At 61.0% G+C, this 17,993-nt stretch carries 14 protein-coding genes; 9 read left to right on the top strand and 5 right to left on the bottom strand.

Annotation, left to right across the window (positions count from 1 at the left end; all coding sequences use genetic code 11):
- Nucleotides 1-37 precede the first annotated feature (37 nt).
- The 4 genes from GTP46_RS25925 to hisC are packed head-to-tail and all read left to right on the top strand — an operon-like array spanning nucleotide 38 to nucleotide 4,333.
- Entirely contained in the window at nucleotides 38-886 is an 849-nt protein-coding gene (locus tag GTP46_RS25925) for a creatininase family protein (protein ID WP_161009523.1), read from the top strand.
- On the top strand, nucleotides 883-2,112 hold the full coding sequence (locus GTP46_RS25920) for a YncE family protein (protein WP_161009522.1): 1,230 nt from the start codon (nucleotides 883-885) through the stop codon (nucleotides 2,110-2,112). The genes GTP46_RS25925 and GTP46_RS25920 overlap by 4 nt, the downstream gene beginning before the upstream one ends.
- Nucleotides 2,109-3,275 carry a cystathionine beta-lyase gene (locus GTP46_RS25915; RefSeq protein WP_161009521.1) on the top strand — a complete coding sequence of 389 codons (1,167 nt, stop codon included), beginning with the start codon at nucleotides 2,109-2,111 and terminating at the stop codon, nucleotides 3,273-3,275. Before GTP46_RS25920 ends, GTP46_RS25915 begins: the two co-directional genes overlap by 4 nt.
- Nucleotides 3,275-4,333, top strand: coding sequence for a histidinol-phosphate transaminase (hisC, locus tag GTP46_RS25910; RefSeq protein ID WP_161009520.1), 1,059 nt, complete (start codon nucleotides 3,275-3,277; stop codon nucleotides 4,331-4,333). The genes GTP46_RS25915 and hisC overlap by 1 nt, the downstream gene beginning before the upstream one ends.
- Here the strand turns inward: hisC and GTP46_RS25905 are convergent.
- Entirely contained in the window at nucleotides 4,330-5,325 is a 996-nt protein-coding gene (locus tag GTP46_RS25905; RefSeq protein WP_161009519.1) for a TauD/TfdA family dioxygenase, read from the bottom strand. The genes hisC and GTP46_RS25905 overlap by 4 nt on opposite strands.
- A 96-nt stretch (nucleotides 5,326-5,421) precedes the next feature.
- Between GTP46_RS25905 and GTP46_RS25900 the strand changes: the two genes are divergently transcribed.
- Nucleotides 5,422-7,059 carry a methyl-accepting chemotaxis protein gene (locus GTP46_RS25900; protein ID WP_161009518.1) on the top strand — a complete coding sequence of 546 codons (1,638 nt, stop codon included), beginning with the start codon at nucleotides 5,422-5,424 and terminating at the stop codon, nucleotides 7,057-7,059.
- On the opposite strand, the gene GTP46_RS25895 is transcribed toward GTP46_RS25900, so the two are convergent.
- Nucleotides 7,056-7,937 (bottom strand): alpha/beta hydrolase family protein, encoded by an 882-nt coding sequence (locus tag GTP46_RS25895; protein WP_161009517.1) that lies wholly within the window; start codon nucleotides 7,935-7,937, stop codon nucleotides 7,056-7,058. The two genes, GTP46_RS25900 and GTP46_RS25895, sit on opposite strands and share 4 nt — an antisense overlap.
- Nucleotides 7,938-7,991: 54 nt before the next feature.
- Between GTP46_RS25895 and GTP46_RS25890 the strand changes: the two genes are divergently transcribed.
- Both GTP46_RS25890 and GTP46_RS25885 read left to right on the top strand, forming a co-directional pair.
- The gene (locus tag GTP46_RS25890) at nucleotides 7,992-8,477 is read left to right on the top strand and encodes a low molecular weight protein-tyrosine-phosphatase (protein ID WP_161009516.1); all 486 of its coding nucleotides are present in this window, start codon (nucleotides 7,992-7,994) and stop codon (nucleotides 8,475-8,477) included.
- Nucleotides 8,478-8,507: 30 nt separating this feature from the next.
- Nucleotides 8,508-9,488 carry a sensor domain-containing diguanylate cyclase gene (locus tag GTP46_RS25885; RefSeq protein WP_161009515.1) on the top strand — a complete coding sequence of 327 codons (981 nt, stop codon included), beginning with the start codon at nucleotides 8,508-8,510 and terminating at the stop codon, nucleotides 9,486-9,488.
- Here GTP46_RS25885 and serB read toward each other — a convergent pair.
- Genes serB through GTP46_RS25870 form a run of 3 tightly spaced genes read right to left on the bottom strand, consistent with a single transcriptional unit; the run spans nucleotide 9,477 to nucleotide 14,758 of the window.
- Nucleotides 9,477-10,319 (bottom strand): phosphoserine phosphatase SerB, encoded by an 843-nt coding sequence (gene serB, locus GTP46_RS25880; protein WP_161009514.1) that lies wholly within the window; start codon nucleotides 10,317-10,319, stop codon nucleotides 9,477-9,479. The two genes, GTP46_RS25885 and serB, sit on opposite strands and share 12 nt — an antisense overlap.
- A 36-nt stretch (nucleotides 10,320-10,355) precedes the next feature.
- Complete coding sequence (mfd, locus tag GTP46_RS25875) at nucleotides 10,356-13,805, bottom strand: transcription-repair coupling factor (RefSeq protein WP_202414435.1); 3,450 nt, start codon at nucleotides 13,803-13,805, stop codon at nucleotides 10,356-10,358.
- 23 nt (nucleotides 13,806-13,828) lie between these two features.
- The gene (locus GTP46_RS25870; RefSeq protein WP_161009512.1) at nucleotides 13,829-14,758 is read right to left on the bottom strand and encodes a 5'-nucleotidase; all 930 of its coding nucleotides are present in this window, start codon (nucleotides 14,756-14,758) and stop codon (nucleotides 13,829-13,831) included.
- A 145-nt stretch (nucleotides 14,759-14,903) separates the two neighbouring features.
- On the opposite strand from GTP46_RS25870, the gene GTP46_RS25865 reads away from it, so the two are divergent.
- Together GTP46_RS25865 and GTP46_RS25860 are read left to right on the top strand one after the other, a co-directional pair.
- Nucleotides 14,904-16,037 (top strand): GGDEF domain-containing protein, encoded by a 1,134-nt coding sequence (locus GTP46_RS25865; protein ID WP_371869765.1) that lies wholly within the window; start codon nucleotides 14,904-14,906, stop codon nucleotides 16,035-16,037.
- Nucleotides 16,038-16,159: 122 nt separating this feature from the next.
- Nucleotides 16,160-17,917, top strand: coding sequence for a methyl-accepting chemotaxis protein (locus tag GTP46_RS25860; RefSeq protein WP_161009510.1), 1,758 nt, complete (start codon nucleotides 16,160-16,162; stop codon nucleotides 17,915-17,917).
- Nucleotides 17,918-17,993: the final 76 nt, after the last annotated feature.

Genomic DNA, 17,993 nt, shown 5'->3' with positions numbered 1-17,993 from the left:
CGTAACGGCAGTCCGCCTTTTTTGTTAGATGATGCTTATGCCTGACTTGAGATTCCTTGCGGCGCTTGCCGCTTGCATGTTGATGGCCTCCGCTGCCGCCGTCGCGTCGTCCGCCGATGCGCCGGTCATGCTGGAAGAAATGACCAGCACCGAACTGCGCGCGCGCATTGACGCCGGCGCGACCACCGTGATCATTCCCATCGGCGGCACCGAGCAAAGCGGCCCGTATATCGCGTTGGGCAAGCACAATGTGCGCGCCACCGTGCTGGCGCGAATGATCGCGCAAAAGCTGGGCAATGCGGTGGTGGCGCCGGTGGTGTCCTACGTCCCGGAAGGCAGCATTACGCCGCCCGCAGGCCATATGAAGTTCGCCGGCACGCTGTCGATCCCTGAATCCACTTTTGAAGACCTGCTGTTCGCGGCGGGCCAGAGCCTGCGCCAGCACGGCTTCCGCCACATCGTCCTGATCGGCGATCATGGCGGCTACCAGAAAAGCGAAACGCGGGTGGCGCAACGCCTGAACAAGGCGTGGGCCAAGGACGGCAAGGCTGGCGCGCTGGCACTGCTGGCTTACTACGACGTCACGCAGGAGGCTTACGTCACCGATCTCGAAAAGCGCGGCTACAGCAAGGCTGAAATCGGCTTGCATGCCGGTCTTGCCGATGCGGCCCTGATGCTGGCAACCGATAAATCCCTGGTGCGCACCGAAGCGCTGGCGCGCGGCCCATCGCCGACCGTGAGCGACGGCGTGCGCGGTGACGCGCGCCGCGCCACTGCCGAATTGGGCAAGCTTGGCGTGCAGCGCGTTGTCGATACCTCGGTGGCAGCGATTTCCGATTTTGCGGCGCATGGCGCGCCATCCACTTCTAGTAAAGAATCCAAATGAAAATTAATCATATCGTTTATGCGGCATTGGCCGCCACCGGTCTGATCGCCGCAGGCGGCTTGTGGGCCGCCGCCCAATCGTCTGCACCGGCAGCACCTGCCGCCGCACCTGCTGCAGCTCCGGCCAACGTCTATGCCGGCATCAGTCCTGCGAACATGAGCCCTTCGGTGCGCGACCACCTGCAACGCATCTACGTGCCTAACTTGCGCTCCAACGACGTCTACGTGATCGACCAGGAGACGCTGAAAGTCGTCGACAAATTCAAAGTCGGCGTCGGTCCGCAGCACGTGGTTCCTGCGTGGGACCTGCAAACGCTGTGGGTGGCGAATAACGCCGAACGCACCAACAAGGGCAGCCTGACGCCGATCGATCCGCGCACCGGCAAGCCGGGCGCGCAGGTGCCGGTGGACGATCCATACAATATGTACTTCTCGCCGGACGGTAAATCGGCCATCGTGGTGGCAGAGGCCTTGCACCGCCTGGACTTCCGCGATCCGAAGACCATGCAGCTGCAATACGCGATCGACGTGCCGCAATGCGGCGGCATCAACCACGCCGACTTCTCGCCGGACGGCCGCTACGCCATGTTCACCTGCGAATTCGCCGGTTCCGTGGCCCGTATCGACCTCGCCACGCGCAAGGTGGACGGCTATCTGAAACTGTCGATGCCGACCACACGCTTCTCGGAGAAAGATCCGATCGACCAGCTGCTGGCCAATGAAGTGTGCAGTAAGAAGAAGGGCATGCCGCAGGATATACGCGTTTCGCCGGACGGCAAGCGTTACTACATCGCCGACATGGACGCCGACGGCGTGCACGTGGTGGATGCGGCGTCGTTCACTAAAGTCGGCTTCATCCCGACCGGCGTGGGCGCGCACGGCCTGTATCCAAGCCGCGACGGCACCAAGCTGTATGTGGCCAACCGTGGCACCCACAACATTCACGGCAAACCGAAAGGCAAAGGCCGCGTGACCGTGATCGAATTCGCCACCGAAAAAGTAGTATCGCAGTGGCCGATTCCTGGCGGCGGCAGCCCGGACATGGGCAACGTCAGCGCGGACGGCAAATGGCTGTGGATCTCGGGCCGCTTTGACGATGTGGTTTACCGCATCGACACCAGCAACGGCGACGTGAAAAAAATTAGCGTGGGCCAGGAGCCGCACGGCCTGACCGTCTGGCCGCAACCGGGCCGCTATTCGCTGGGCCACACCGGCAATATGCGATGAGCGTTAAAAAGTCCCCGCAAACGGCGCTGATCCACACGGATTATCAGGCGCCGGAAGGCTTTGCTGCTTTTCCTAGCGCGATCCATCACGCATCCACGGTGCTGTTCAAGAACGTGGCGGCCATGCGTTCGGGCGACTGGAAAGAGAAGAACGCCTATACCTACGGCCTGCATGGCACGCCGACCACCTTCACGCTGGAAGCGCGTTTGGCGGAGATCGAGGACGGTAAGCACTGCCTGCTGGCGCCGAGCGGGCTGGCGGCGATTGCGATGGTGGACTTTGCGGTGCTCAAATCTGGTGACGATGTGCTGTTGCCGGATAACGTCTACAACCCGAATCGCGAGCTGGGACGCTGGCTGTCGGCCGATTACGGCATTACGGCGCGCTACTACGATCCGTTGATCGGCGAGGGCATTGCGGCGCTGATCCAGCCGAATACGAAATTGATCTGGACCGAGGCGCCGGGATCGGTGTCGATGGAAGTGCCGGACCTGCCGGCCATCTGCAAGGCTGCGCATGAACGCGGCGTGCTGGTGGCGCTCGATAACACGTGGTCTGCTGGTCTGGCGCTGCGCGGTTTTGATCTGGGCGTGGACATCATCATGCAGGCGCTGACCAAGTACCAGTCAGGCGGCTCGGATGTGCTGATGGGCGCTGTGATTACGCGCGACCGCGACCTGCATGACCGTATCAGCCTCGCGCATATGCGGCTCGGTATGGGCGTCGGCGCGGACGATGCTTATCTCGTGTCGCGCGGCTTGCCGACCATGCGCCTGCGTTTCGACGCGCACGACACAGCAGCACGCACGCTGGCAGCATGGCTGCAAGCGCGGCCTGAAATCACCAAGGTGCTGCACCCGGCCTTCGCGGATTGCCCCGGCCACGAAATCTGGAAGCGCGACTTCAGCGGCGCTGGCGGCTTGTTTTCAGTGATTCTCGACGAGTGTTACACCGAGGAACAGACCGACCGCTTTGTCGACTCGCTCAAGCTGTTCAAGATCGGCTATAGCTGGGGTGGTGCGAATAGCCTGGTCATGCCATACCGCATACAGCACATGCGCAAGAATTGGCAGGACAAGGGCACGCTGGTGCGCTTCAACGTCGGGCTGGAAGACGTACAGGATTTGATCGCAGATATTGAGCAAGCATTTGGAGAGCTGTAATGAGTAAGTTCTGGAGCAAAGTCGTACATGGTTTAACGCCTTACACGCCGGGCGAGCAGGTGCAGATGCCGGGCCTCGTGAAACTGAATACCAACGAAAATCCTTACGGCCCGTCGCCGAAAGCCATCGCCGCGATGCAGGCGGCGGCAGGCGATAGCCTGCGCAAGTATTCCGATCCGTCCAACGCGGCGCTGAAGGATGCGGTGGCGCGCCGTTTCGGCTTGACGCGTGAGCAGGTCTTCGTCGGTAACAGCTCGGACGAGGTGCTGGCGCATACCTTCCACGCTTTGCTCAAGCACGATTTGCCGCTGCTTGCGCCAGACATCAGCTACAGCTTCTACCCGACTTACTGCAGCCTGTACGGCATCGAGTGTGTGCAGGTACCGCTGAACGAGCGCTTCGAAATCGACATCGCCGACTACAACCAGCCGTGCGGCGCCATCATCATCGCCAATCCAAACGCTCCGACCGGCATTGGCCTGCCGCTGTCGCAGATCGAGGCTTTGGTGGCTGCGCACCCGGACCAGGTGGTGGTGATCGATGAAGCCTACGTGGACTTTGGCGGCCTGAGTGCCGCTGCGCTGCTGGGCCGCTACGACAACCTGCTGGTGATCCAGACGCTGTCCAAATCGCGCTCGCTGGCGGGTCTGCGTGTCGGCTTTGCGCTTGGCCATCCAGATTTGATCGCCGGTTTGGAGCGCGTAAAGAACAGCTTCAATTGCTACCCGCTGGGTCAAGTGCAGCAAGCCGGCGCGGTGGCCGCGCTGGATGACGTGGCCTACACCGAGCAGACTTCCAACGCCATCATTGCCAGCCGCACTTGGCTGAATGCGCAGTTGCAGGCGCTGGGCTTTGACGTGCTGCCGTCGCAGGCTAACTTCGTGTTCGCTCGCCATCCGCAGCACGACGGCGCGAAACTGGCCAAGGGCCTGCGCGAGCGCGCCATTCTCGTGCGCCACTTCACCGCAGCGCGCATTGACCAGTTCCTGCGCATCTCTATCGGCACCGACGAGGAATGCGCCAAGCTGGTAGAAGCGCTCAAGCAAATTCTGGCCTAATCCCTCACCACTCCCGAAGGCCCGATGCGCTGCGCATTGGGCACGTCCGACATGCGGATGCGCACCAGGTGGCGGCGCTCGTCGCTATAGGTGGTGCGGCCGTGCAGCATGCGGTGGTTATCGGCCAGCATCAGCGTGTCGGTCGGCAGCTGCTCCATGAAGCGCACGGCTTCCTGCTCGGCTACGCAGTGCATGATCTCTACCGCTTCTTCCAGTTCTGGGCTGCTCATGTCGGGCCGCGCGGCCAGGCCTTTTTTGATCGAGTCATAGCGCCAGCGCATGGTGAACAACTCGTCTTTGCGCGTCGGCGGGCCGAAGACAAGTGCCTCGTAGATCTCCAGCTGGTCGTCACCGGCCGCATACACGGCGGGCACCCGGAACGGTACGGGTGTGCTGCTTAACAGCGCGAAGGCGGCTGCGCCTTCCGGCGTGCGATGAAGGCCGTGATAGATGTCATCGGCGTCGATCAGGATGGAGTGGCCGCCGTCGCACTGCGCGGCGCTCACCACGTATAGCATGAACTGCTCTTCCGGCATTGGGTAGAACGAGGAGTCGGTGTGCATGTCGGCGCTGCCCACGCGTTCGGAGAAGGTAACGAAGCGGCCATCGGTGCCGGTTTGCGGGCGCGCCCTCACGTCCCACGCCACGCGGCCGGTGCGCTGGTCGGTAGAAGTCGGATAGCCTAGCATCAGCGTCAGCGCGTACAGCACGGCGTTGCGGCGATCCTCCTGCAGGCCGGCGAGTCCGAGATTGCGCAGCACCACACCATTGGCGTCCAGCGCGCGAATCTGCTCCGCCAGTCTGCGCAAGGTGGACACTTCTTTCAGCTCCTGGCGCAACGCCACTTCGTCCGGATGTGGATAAAAACCGTTATCGTTGAAACTATCAAAACGATTCCGTAAAATCTCAAAAATAATATTTAAATCATTATCCCAGGAGAAATTAGCAAGCGCTTGTGCGATTTTTCCTTGATATTCGATCGATGCCAGCATGGTTAGCTCCCGGGTGCATATCACGAATTATTCTAGATTAATTTTATTCGCCTGTGATAAATTTAAATGAACGCGGTGATTTAAAAGGGGAATATCATGAGGATAGCAACCAAGCTAGGCTTGTCATTCTGCGCGGTGCTGTTAATGACGGCCATTGTGGGTATATTTTCGATATACGAACTTGCAAAAGTTAATGAAATATCGACTAGACTTTCATCCCGCTGGTTACCAAGTGTGAGAATTATTGAGGATGTTAAGTCTCAAATAGCGCGAATTCGCACGCGAGAATTTCAATATATTATCTCGACCGATCCGGCGGATATGGATAAATACGACAAAGTGATCGCCACCGACCTCGACGATTTAAAAAAAATGCGGAGCGAATACGAGGCCATGCTGGAAACGCCGGAAGAAAAAGCACTGTACGGCCCGTTCTCCGAGCAGTGGGACCGCTACATGGTGGAAGACGCTAAAATCCGCGCCGCCATGCGCGCCGGCGATGCGGAAGGCGCCAAAAAACTGATACGCGGCGAATCGAACAAGTTGATCGTCTCCATGCGCGGGCAGGTTGATAAGTTGGTCAACTTCTACTCGGACGGCGGCAAGGATGCGGCGGAAGAGGGCGTGCGGCGCTATTCGTCATCGCGCATGCTGATTATTTCGCTGATGGTGGGCAGTGTGGTGTTGGGTGCGGTGGGGGCGTTGATGATCACGCGCCGCTTGATGAGTGGTTTGGGCGGCGAGCCTGCCTACGCTACCGACATCGTCACCCGCATCGCCGCTGGTGATTTGTCGGCACACGTGGAGGTGCGTGCCGGCGATACGCATAGCCTGTTGTACGCGATGAAGCTGATGCGCGACAGCCTGGCCAAGATTGTGACTGACGTACGCGGCTCCACGCACGTGATTGCGGCGGCTTCCGACCAGATCGCGGCGGGGAATCTCGACTTGTCTTCGCGCACCGAGCAGCAAGCCAGCTCGCTGGAGGAGACAGCGGCGTCGATGGAGGAATTGACGTCCACCGTGCGCCAGAATTCCGACGCGGCGGCACAGGCCAACCAGCTGGCCAGTTCGGCGTCCACGGTGGCGCAGGCGGGCAGCGAGGTGGTGGGGCGCGTGGTGCATACGATGGAGTCGATCAATGCGTCTTCGCGCAAGATTGGCGACATCATTGCGGTGATTGACGGTATCGCCTTCCAGACCAATATCCTTGCGTTGAACGCTGCGGTGGAGGCGGCGCGTGCGGGTGAGCAGGGACGTGGTTTTGCGGTAGTGGCTTCAGAAGTGCGCAACCTTGCACAGCGTTCGGCCGGTGCGGCCAAGGAGATCAAGGAGTTGATCGGCAATTCGGTCGGGCAGGTGGAGGCGGGCAGCAAGCTGGTAGCGGAAGCCGGCGAGACGATGTCGCGCGTGGTCGCCAGTGTGCAGCAGGTGACGAATCTGATTTCCGAGATCACGCATGCGGGCAAGGAGCAAAGCCACGGCATTGAGCAGGTCAACGAGGCGATCACGCAAATGGATACAGTGACGCAGCAGAATGCGGAGCTGGTGCAGCAGGCTGCGACTGCGGCGCGGAGCATGCAGGAGCAGGCGACTTCACTGGCGCAGCTGGTGAGCGTGTTCCGTCTCAGCCTGCAGGAGGAGGGCGCGCTGCGCGCCGTACCAAGCACGCCGGCGGTGCCGCTGGCGCGCAGTGCGCCGGCGCGGCATCGCCTGGCGGTGGTGTCGCACTAAGAGAGCGTACGCTTGAGGAAGGCGGTGACGTCGGCGAAGAATTCGGGCTGGATGCTTTCGCGGTCGAAGCCTTCCGGATCTTGCGACGGCTTGAAGTTCGGCCGCGTCATCTCGGGCGGGAACTTGCTCATGAAGGCAAAGTGGCCCGCACCGGAAATGTCTTTGTGCTCAACCAGCGACGCATCGGCGACGCCGTTGATGACGTTGTGCGCGTGTTCAATCGGTGTGAGCTCATCTTTTTCACCGGTGCGCATCAGGATAGGCAGGCGCAGTGAGCGCAGCGAGCCGTCGATGAACCAGAAGGTGGCGGGATTCAGCAGCACCAGCGAGCGTATGCGCGCATCCGGCGTGACCGGCACCGGCGCTGGCTCTCCGTTGCTGTCCTTACGTTCGTGCTGGCCGCTCCACGCTTGCCCCCCGGCCGCCGCCAGCGCGGTGTAGCCGCCGATGGAATGGCCGATTACCGCCACGCCGCTGCCTGCAATATGCGCTTGCAGCACCGGATCGGTCAGCGCCGCATCGATGGCCAGCGTAATGTGGCGCGGACGGTTGGCAAGATTGGCGGCGCTGCCGGCCAGCGAATTATCGAGCCGTGTATTGCCGGTGTGTGCGGGCATGGCGACCACAAAGCCCGCCAGTACAAGGTGTTTGGCCAATTGGCGATAGGCCCACGGCGTGCCGGAGTTCCCGTGCGAGATTACGACCAGCGGATAGACGCCGTCCGCCGGCGGCGCATCCAACGCCACCTCCAGCGAGTAAGGGCCGAACTGCTCCAGCTTTTCCTCGCCCACCGCGGGATAAAGAAAGGCCGTCGGCACGACCGCGCCTTGTACTTTGTCGTTAATACTCACCAAGCGGCAGCCGCAGTGCAATGTCATTCCTTCTCCTTCAGCGATAAAATACAAGCTTGTCGATTAACTGAGGAGTATCCCATGTCCAAGCCTGTATCGGTGCTGTTTGTCTGCATGGGGAACATCTGCCGCTCGCCGACGGCGGAAGGCGTGTTCCGCCACCGCGTTGATGCGGCCGGATTGGCGCATCGCTTCCATATCGATTCGGCCGGCACGCACGGCTATCACATCGGCGAGCCGCCCGATGGGCGTTCGATGGAATATGCGGCCAAGCGTGACTACGATTTGTCGGCGCAGCGCTCGCGCAAGGTCCTGGCAGAGGACTTTGAAGAATTTGACCACCTGCTGGCGATGGATCACGACAACCTCAAGTTGCTGAAGGCTGCCTGTCCACCGCAGCATCAGCATAAACTGGGGCTGATGATGTCGCACGCCACACGCAGCGGCTCGGATGTGGTGCCCGATCCTTACTACGGCGGCGCCAAAGGCTTCGATCAGGTGCTGGACTATATCGAGGATGCGACAGATGGCTTAATAGCTGCGCTAACTAGCAAAAAGTTAGGGTAGTATTCACATATCACAGCTTGGGAGGCCATTTTGAAAGAGCCTAGCATTCCCGAAAATGAGGCGCTTCGGCTAGCAACGCTGAAATCCCTCAATGTACTGGACACGCCGCCGGAAGAGCGCTTCGACCGTGTCACCCGCATGGCAAAACGCATGTTCGGCGTGCCGACGGCCTTGGTCAGCATGGTCGATGAAGACCGCCAGTGGTTTAAATCGGCGCAAGGGTTGGACGCCACCGAAACGCCACGCAACATCTCTTTCTGCGGCCACGCCATCCTCGGCGACGATGTTTTCCTCGTCAAGAATGCGCTCAAGGACGAGCGCTTTGCCGACAATCCACTGGTGGCGGGCGATCCGAATATCCGCTTCTACGCTGGCTATCCGTTACGTGCCGGCGATGGCCAAAAGCTTGGTACGCTGTGCATTATCGACAGCGAACCACGTGAGTTCGACCAGGACGACGCCATCGCTTTGCGCGACCTCGCTTCAATGGTGGAAAATGAACTGGCAGCTCTCCATACCTCGACCACGGATGAACTGACCAAGATCTCCAACCGGCGCGGCTTCCTGCAGCTAGCCCAATACGGGCTGAGTTTTTGCGTGCGTAATAAGCGGCCAGCGTCGCTGGCGTTTATTGACCTCGATCACTTCAAGCCGATCAACGACACTTTTGGCCACGCAGAAGGTGACCTCGCGCTGGCGGCGTTTGCGGAGGTGATGTGCGCCAGCTTCCGCAGCACGGACCTGTTTGCGCGGCTGGGTGGCGACGAATTTGTGGTGCTGCTGACCGGCGCGCGCGAATCCGATGCGCTGGCCGTGCTGGATAAATTCGGCAGCATGCTGGATGACTACAACAACAAGGCGCAGCGCGGCTACCGGTTGCAGTTCTCCTGCGGTGTAGTGGAATTTGATCCTGAAAAGCCGCTCAGCGTAGCCGAGCTGCTGGCCGCCGGTGACGCGAAAATGTACGCGGTCAAGACGGCCAACAAGGAGCTACTGAAATTAAGTCAGTAGCGGCAGGATGCCATCAAGGCCGACGTAGTTGAGCGCCACGTTGGCCTGGCCGCGTACCACCGGCTTGGCGCGGAATGCCACTGACATGCCCGAGATGCTCATCATCTTCAAGTCGTTGGCGCCGTCGCCCATCACAATGGCTTGCGATGGCGAGATGCCCAGCTCCGCGCACACGCGTTCCACGGTGCATTTCTTCTCTTCCGCATCAACGATGCCGCCAACTACCTTGCCGGTCAACTTGCCGTCGACGATTTCCAGTTCGTTGGCGTGGGTGTAGTTCAGGCCCAAACGTTTTTTCAAGCGCTCGGTGAAGAAGGTGAAGCCGCCCGATACCAGCAAGGTTTTCAGGCCAGCAGCCTGCACAGCTTTCAGCATGCTTTCCGCACCCGGCGACAATTGCAGGCGTTCTTCGTACACGCGCTCCAGCGCCGATGCGTCCAGGCCTTCCAGCAGCGCCACGCGGCGCTTCAGGCTTTCCGAGAAATCCAGTTCGCCGCGCATGGCCGCTTCGGTGATTTCCGAGACTTGCTTCTTCAAACCCTGCATGTCGGCGATTTCGTCGATGCACTCGATGGTGATCAGGGTGGAGTCCATATCCATCGCCACCAGTTTGAACTCGCTCATTTTGTGATAACCGATCGAGTAGGTCGCATCCAACTGCGCGGCTTGCGCTGCTACTTCAATCGTTTGGCGCAGTGCTGGCGAGAAGGCGATACCTTCGCAGCGTACGGCGCGGTCGCTCAGCCAGGTCAGGTTGGCCGACGCGGTCAGTGCGCTAATGCGCTCAAGGCGCGCTTTGCAATCGCCTACACCCTGGAGTACGAGGTTCATGGCGGTTTTTGCGATAGTCATGTGGCGTAGAAGTAGTTAAGTAAGTTGTTTAATCGCGGCCTTGATCTGTGCTACGCGCGCAGACAGGTCGGGCATGACGGCGGTGATCTTCAGCTTGTCCTGCCCATTCAGCTTGATCTGGCGGTTCTTCTGTATCAGTTCAATGATGCGCATTGGGTCGATCGGCGGCTTCGGCATGAATTGCAAGTTGGCTGCCTCGGTGTGCGCGTCGATCTTGACGATGCCGACGGTTTTGGCGGCGATGCGCAGGCGGTGCGTTTCGATCAGCGCTTTCACTGGATCCGGCAGCTTGCCGAAGCGGTCGATCAGCTCTTCCTGCATGTCGTCGATTTTATCCTGAGAAGCGCAATTTGCCATACGCTTGTAGATCGACAGGCGTTCATGCACGTCGCCGCAGAAATCTGCAGGCAGGAGCGCCGGCACGTGCAGGTTGATTTCGGTGGTGGTGGCCAGCGGCGCGGCGAGGTCCGGCTCTTTGCCGGCTTTCAGCGAGCGCACCGCTTCGTTCAGCATGTCCGAGTACAGCTGGAAGCCGATCTCGGTCATCTCGCCGGACTGGTTGTCGCCGAGGACTTCGCCGGCACCGCGGATTTCCAGATCGTGCATGGCGAGATAGAAGCCGCTGCCCAGTTCTTCCATCTGCTGGATGGCGTCGAGGCGGCGCTGCGCCTGTTTGGTCAGCGACTGCACGTCGTGCACCAGCAGGTAAGCGTACGCCTGATGGTGCGAACGGCCGACGCGGCCACGCAACTGGTGTAGCTGCGCCAGGCCGAATTTGTCGGCGCGGTGCATGATGATGGTGTTCGCGGTCGGCACGTCGATACCGGTTTCGATAATCGTGGTGCACAGCAGGATGTTGAAGCGCTGGGCGACGAAATCGCGCATCACTTTTTCCAGGTCGCGTTCATGCATCTGGCCGTGGGCCACGCCGATGCGCGCTTCCGGCAGCAGCTCCGTCAACATGGCGAGGCGGTTCTGGATGGTCTCCACCTCGTTGTGCAGGAAGTAGACCTGGCCGCCGCGCTTGAGCTCACGCAGGCAGGCCTCGCGAATGATGGATTCCTGCTCGCTGCGGACGAAAGTCTTGATGGCCAAACGCTTTTGCGGCGCGGTGGCGATTACCGAGAAATCGCGCAGGCCTTCCAGCGCCATGCCCAGCGTGCGCGGGATCGGCGTGGCGGTCAGCGTCAGTACGTCGACTTCGGCGCGCAGTGATTTCAGGGCTTCCTTCTGGCGTACGCCGAAACGGTGTTCCTCGTCGATGATGACGAGACCGAGGCGCGTGAACTTCACGTCATCCGACAGCAGCTTGTGGGTGCCGATGATGATATCGAGCGTGCCGTCGGCCATGCCCTTGATGGCTTGGGCGATTTCTTTACCGGTGCGGAAGCGCGACATCTCGGCGATACGCACTGGCCAGTCGGCAAAGCGGTCGGCGAAGGTTTGTGCATGCTGCTCGGCCAGCAGCGTGGTCGGCGCGAGGATGGCGACCTGCTTGCCGCCCATGACGGCGATGAAGGCTGCGCGCAGCGCTACCTCGGTTTTGCCGAAGCCGACGTCGCCGCACACGAGACGATCCATCGGCTTACCCGAGGTCATGTCGCGCACCACGTTGTTGATGGCTTCCTGCTGGTCCGGCGTTTCGTCGAAGCCGAAGCTGTCGGCGAAGCGTTCGTAGTCGTGCGCCGAATATTCAAACGCGTGGCCCTGGCGCAGCGCGCGGCGGGCATAGAGGTTGAGCAGTTCGGCGGCGGTGTCGCGCACTTGTTCTGCGGCCTTGCGCTTGGCTTTCTCCCACTGGCCGGAGCCCAGCGTGTGCAGCGGTGCATCGTCCGGCGAGGCGCCGGAGTAGCGTGAAATCACGTGCAACTGCGAGACCGGCACATACAGCTTGGTCTCTTTGGCGTATTCGAGGTGCAGGAATTCTGCTTCGCCTTCGCCGAGGTCCATGCTGGTCAGGCCCATGTAGCGCCCGATGCCGTGATTGACGTGCACCACCGGATCGCCGATCTTCAGCTCTGACAGGTCGCGCACCATCGATTCGACCTGGGTGACGGCTTCCTGCTTCTTCTTGCCGACGCGGCGGCCGGAGCCTGCATACAGTTCGGTTTCGGTGATGAAGATCAGGTTTGAGCCGTTGGCGGACGACTCGAAGCCAGCGTGCAGCGGGGCGACGCCCAAGGCCAGCTTGGCGTCCGAGGCGGCAAAGCCGTCGTAGCCTTCTACCGGTGCGAGCGGTAAATCGTATTCGCTGAAGTACTGCTGCAGCGTTTCGCGGCGGCCGTTGGATTCGGCGCAGATCATCACGCGGCTGCCCGATTGCATCAGGTAGGCGCGCAGATTGGTCAGTGGATCGTCGAGGTGGCGGTTGACGGCGATATCCGGCACAGGTGCGGACAGCTCGGACGCGCCGGCATCAGCGTTCTTGCGGATGGCGATCTGCGGATATGGCTTGGCCAGCACGAAGAACTGTTCTTCGTTGAGGAACAGGTCTTCCGGCGCCATGATCGGGCGCTCGCGGTCCGACTTGATGAAGCGGTAGCGCGACGAGGTGTCGGTCCAGAAGCGTTTGATCGAAGCTTCGATATCACCGACGGTGGCCACCACCGCGCCTTGCGGCAGGTACTCGAACAGCGTGGCGGTTTGTTCGAAGAACAGCGGCAGGTAGTATTCGATACCGGCGGAAGCGATGCCTGCGCCGATGTCCTTGTAGACCACAGCGCGCGACGGATCGCCTTCAAAATGCTCGCGCCAGCGACTGCGGAAGGCGGTACGCGACGCTTCATCCATCGGGAACTCGCGGCCCGGCAGCAAGCGCACCTGCTTGACCGGGTACAGCGAACGCTGGGTGTCGGCGTCGAAGGTGCGGATGGTTTCGATGGTGTCACCGAACAGGTCGAGGCGATACGGCAGTGCAGAGCCCATCGGGAACAGGTCAATCAAGCCGCCGCGCACCGAGTACTCGCCGGGCGACATCACTTGCGTGACGTGGGTGTAGCCGGCTAGCGTGAGCTGGGACTTGAGTTGCGCCTCGTCCAGCGATTCACCTTGCTGGAAGAAGAAAGTGTAGGCGGCCAGGAAGGACGGCGGCGCCATACGCACCAATGCAGTGGTGGCCGGCACCAGCATCACGTCGCACTGGGCGCTGGTGATTTCGTGCAGGGTTGCCAGGCGCTCGGACACCAGGTCCTGGTGCGGCGAGAAGGCGTCGTAAGGCAGGGTTTCCCAATCCGGCAGCAGGTGGCAGCGCAGTTGATCGCCGCCGAACCAAGGGATTTCATCGCGCAAGCGTTGGGCGTCGCTGGCGTTGGCGACCACGATGGCCAACATCTGGCCACGCGATTTGAGATCGAGCGCGATTTGCGCGAGGGCGTAAGCGTCCGCCGAGCCATGCAGCGCGGGCAGGGCAAAGCGGTTGCCGGGTTTGGGAATGGATTTAGTTAAGGCTGACGACACAACAGACATTCAACGGTTATCTAAGGGCTACATTATACGCGGTTAGCCACGCCGAATGGGATGTGCACCATAGGGATATTCCCGGCCGGGGACTTCAGATGGCCAAGCTGGTCGTCGAAGAACATGTGCGGCTTGAAGATGCCTAGCACGCGCGCCTTTTCCATCCCGCCTAAAAAGAAGGTTTCGTTGGCCGATACGCCCCAGCTTTTCAGCGTGGTCACCACGCGTTCGTGGGCCGGCGCGCTGCGCGCCGTGATGATGGCGATGCGCAGGATTTTTTTATACGCCGGGTCGCGCCGCTGCGCCTCTTCCTCCATCTGCTGCATCATCGACAGCTTGCGGAATAAATCGGCCAAGGGGCCCGGCTGGTGCGGGATGGCGACTTTTTCGATTTCGTGGGCGTGGAATTCGTCGACGTCGTTATTGCGCTTGAAGACGGTTTCGGATTCGTCGTCGGCAATCACGCCGTCAAAGTCGAAGGCGATACGCAGTTCGCCGTCGTTTTCATCATCCTCGGTGCGCGATGGCAGTACCAGCCCGGCCGGGTAGTCGGCGTCCAGCGCGCGGCGTACGTCTTCCTCATTGGCGCTTAAAAACAGCGAGGTGTTAAAGGCCGGCAGGTAGGTGTAGGGCGCGCCGCCGGTCAGGAAGCAGGCGCGCGAGATGTCCAGCCCGTAGTGGGCGATGGAATTCATCACCCGCAGCCCGGTTTCCGGCGAATTGCGCGAAAACAGCACCACTTCTACCGGCGTCTGGTCCGGATGCAGCTTGTTAATGCTCAGGAAGCGGCGAATGAAGGGGAAGGCGACTCCCTTGTCGAGCACGGTGCCGATCTGCTGCTCCTGGTACTTGCGGTATTCTTCGGCGCCGCCTTCCAGGTACACCTGGTGCGAGGCGGTCAGGTCAAACAGGGCGCTGGAGGCGATGCCAATGACCAGCTTGTGCTCAATCGGATAAGGCATGGTGCGGTGGGTAGTCTGCGATAAACATCACTGTACATGATACTGGGTGTACGCGGCGGCCCGCTTGCTTTCTTTTCTGCAATTTAGTGATTGCCTATGGACTGTGCGTGCGCTACATTGACAGTTCCTCACGATGGATGCTGGCGTGCTGAATCTCGACACTCTTTTACTGGTTCAAATTTGCGTGACGCTGCTGACCACAGCGTTGCTGGTTGCTTCCGCCTGCTATGCGGACAGCCCGCCTGAGCAGCGCTGGTGGGCCGCTGGCAATGTGGCGGTGTCGATCGGCATGGTGATGTGCAATGTCGATGGTTTGCCGCTGCTGGTCAATAATATCCTCGGCTATGGCGTGATTGCCTTCGGCATCGCGCTGGTGCTGCGCGGCTTGCGGGTTTACTGCAACAACACGCTGTCATGGACCACGATCGGCATCATCACCGGCATTGCGCTGGTGGTCATGGCTTATTACACGCTGGTAGCGCCAAGCTTGCGCGCGCGCCTGTGCTTCAGCGGTTTCTATTATGCGATTCTCAACTGGATGTGCGCGTTTGCCATTGCGCGGCGCGGCAGCTGGCGTGTGTCCGGCATTGCCGTGGCGGGCTTTGTGCTGCTGGGCGTGGCGTTGTTTTTACGCGGCACGCACATGCTTACCCACAGCGATCCAGCCGACGCCGCCAGCTCGCTGGTGATGGCGCTGAGTACGCTGGCGGTGCCGCTGGCGCAAATCTGCATCGCTTTTGGCGTGATCCTGATGGTGATGTGGCGCTATGCCGAGCGCCTGCGCCGCCTGTCCACGCTGGATGCGCTGACCGGGGCGCTGAACCGTGCCGGGCTGGAAATGCAGGGCAAGCGCACCGGCTTGCGGGCCCAGCGCGGTGGCCGCAGCCTGGCGGTGATCATGATCGATGTGGATTTCTTCAAAGTCATAAACGATACCTACGGGCATCCTGTCGGCGACGAAGTGCTGCGCCACCTGGCGCGCCTGGTGCGGCTGGAATTGCGGCCGCACGATCTGCTGGCCCGTTTCGGCGGCGAGGAGTTCGTACTGGTGCTGGACGGCGTTGACCGTCCATCCGCGCTCAAGGTGGCCGAACGCCTGCGCGCCCGCATCGAGTACGAGATGGTGGAACTGGACAAGCTGTCGGTGCGCTACACAGCCAGCATGGGCGTGGTGTGCTCGGACCAGCACGATTACGATTTGATCCGCCTGATCTCGGCCGGCGACGCCGCCATGTACGAGGCCAAACGGGCCGGCCGCAACCGCGTGGCCGCTGGTTGATACTGTGAGCGCCTAGCCACACCCCGTCAGATTATGATTGACGGGGGAGTTCCCGCCGCCGCATATTAGTTGGGAATAGTCAATATTCACCAATTCTAACTGTCCACTATCAGGAGTACGGGATGTTCAAGAATCTACTCATCAAGTGGAAGCTGGCGACGCTGGTCGCGATTATGATGGTGGCTTTGCTGGTGGTGGGAGCTGCCGGATATCGCGGCATTGTCAAGGTGGGCGGTGCGGTCAACGAGATTGGCGTGGTGCGTCTGCCGTCGGTGCAGGGCTTGCTGGTGATGAGCGAGGGACAGACCGCCGTGTCGGCCGCCACGACGTACGCCGGCATGTACGACCAGGATCCGCAGGCGCAGGACAAGTTCGCCGCCGCGATTGAAATGCGCAAGAAGGCCTGGGCCAATATCGATCGCGGCTGGAAACGCTACGAGCCATTGCCGCAAACCGATGAAGAAGCCGTGTTGTGGAAGCAGTTCACCGGCGAGTGGGACGCGTGGAAGGCGGTCGACGACAAGATCGGCAACATCATCAGCGCAGCGGCGTCCAACAAGGATGAACAGAAGCAGAAAGAGCTGTTCGTCGATTTCTACAAGCAGTTTGACCTGTCGCGCCCGCTGTTCCAGAAGGCCGAAGTCACGCTGATGAAAATCGAGCGCCTGAACGAAGGCATCTCCGATGACAGCGTCAAGATCGGCACGGAAGCGGTCAGCAGCGCCGAATGGGCGATGGTAATTGCTGCGGTGATTGCTGCTGCCGTGGCGATCGGTTGCGCCGCTTACATCACTGGCGCGATTACGACTCCGATCAATGAAGCGGTGCGCGTGGCGCAGACGGTGGCCTCGGGCGACCTGACCAGCCGCATCGAGGTGCAGACCACGGAAGAAACCGGCCAACTGCTGGGCGCGCTCAAGGGCATGAACGATAGCCTGATCAGCATCGTCGGCCAGGTGCGCAATGGTACGGATACGATTGCGACGGCGTCGGCGGAAATCGCCAGCGGCAATCTGGATTTGTCGTCGCGCACCGAGGAGCAGGCCAGCTCGCTGGAAGAGACGGCATCCTCGATGGAAGAACTGACCAGCACCGTCAAGCAGAATGCCGATAATGCGCGCCAGGCCAATACGCTGGCGGCGTCCGCTTCCGGCGTGGCGCAGCGGGGCGGCGATGTGGTGGCGCGCGTGGTGGAGACCATGGATTCGATCAATGCCTCGTCGGCCAAGATTGTGGACATCATTGCCGTCATCGACGGCATCGCCTTCCAGACCAATATTCTGGCGCTGAATGCGGCGGTGGAAGCAGCCCGTGCCGGTGAGCAGGGCCGCGGCTTTGCGGTGGTGGCGGGCGAGGTGCGTACGCTGGCGCAGCGCTCGGCGGCAGCAGCCAAGGAAATCAAGGAGCTGATTGGCGACTCGGTGGAGAAGGTCGGCGCTGGCAGCAAGCTGGTGGAAGAGGCCGGTGCGACGATGGGCGAGATCGTCACCAGCGTGCAGCGCGTGACCGACATCATGGGCGAGATCAGCATGGCGACCCAGGAGCAGAGCACCGGCATCGACCAGATCAACATGGCGGTGGGGCAGATGGATACGGTGACGCAGCAAAATGCGGCGCTGGTTGAAGAGGCGGCTGCAGCGGCGGCATCGCTGCAGGAGCAGGCGGCACAACTGGCGGAAGTGGTGAGCGTGTTCCGTATCGACCAGTCGACCATGCCGCGCAAACCGGCGATAGCGGCGCGCAAGACCAGCACCGTGCCGGCCGTTGTCGCGTCCGCGCCGCGTCCGGCGCCGAAAGCACCCGCAGCGAGAGCGCCTGCTGCCAAAGCGCCGGCCAAGCAGATGGCCAGCGCGTCGTCGGACGATTGGGAAGAGTTCTAAGCAAGAATAAAGTAAGCCACTATCTGGCACAGCAGCACAGTAAGGCAGCCTCCGGGCTGCCTTTTTTTCGTTTGAG

The sequence above is a fragment of the Duganella flavida genome (genome assembly GCF_009857445.1).
GTDB lineage: Bacteria > Pseudomonadota > Gammaproteobacteria > Burkholderiales > Burkholderiaceae_D > Rugamonas > Rugamonas flavida.
Note: the sequence above shows the minus strand (reverse complement) of the source record. Positions and strands in the feature narration are given on the sequence as shown.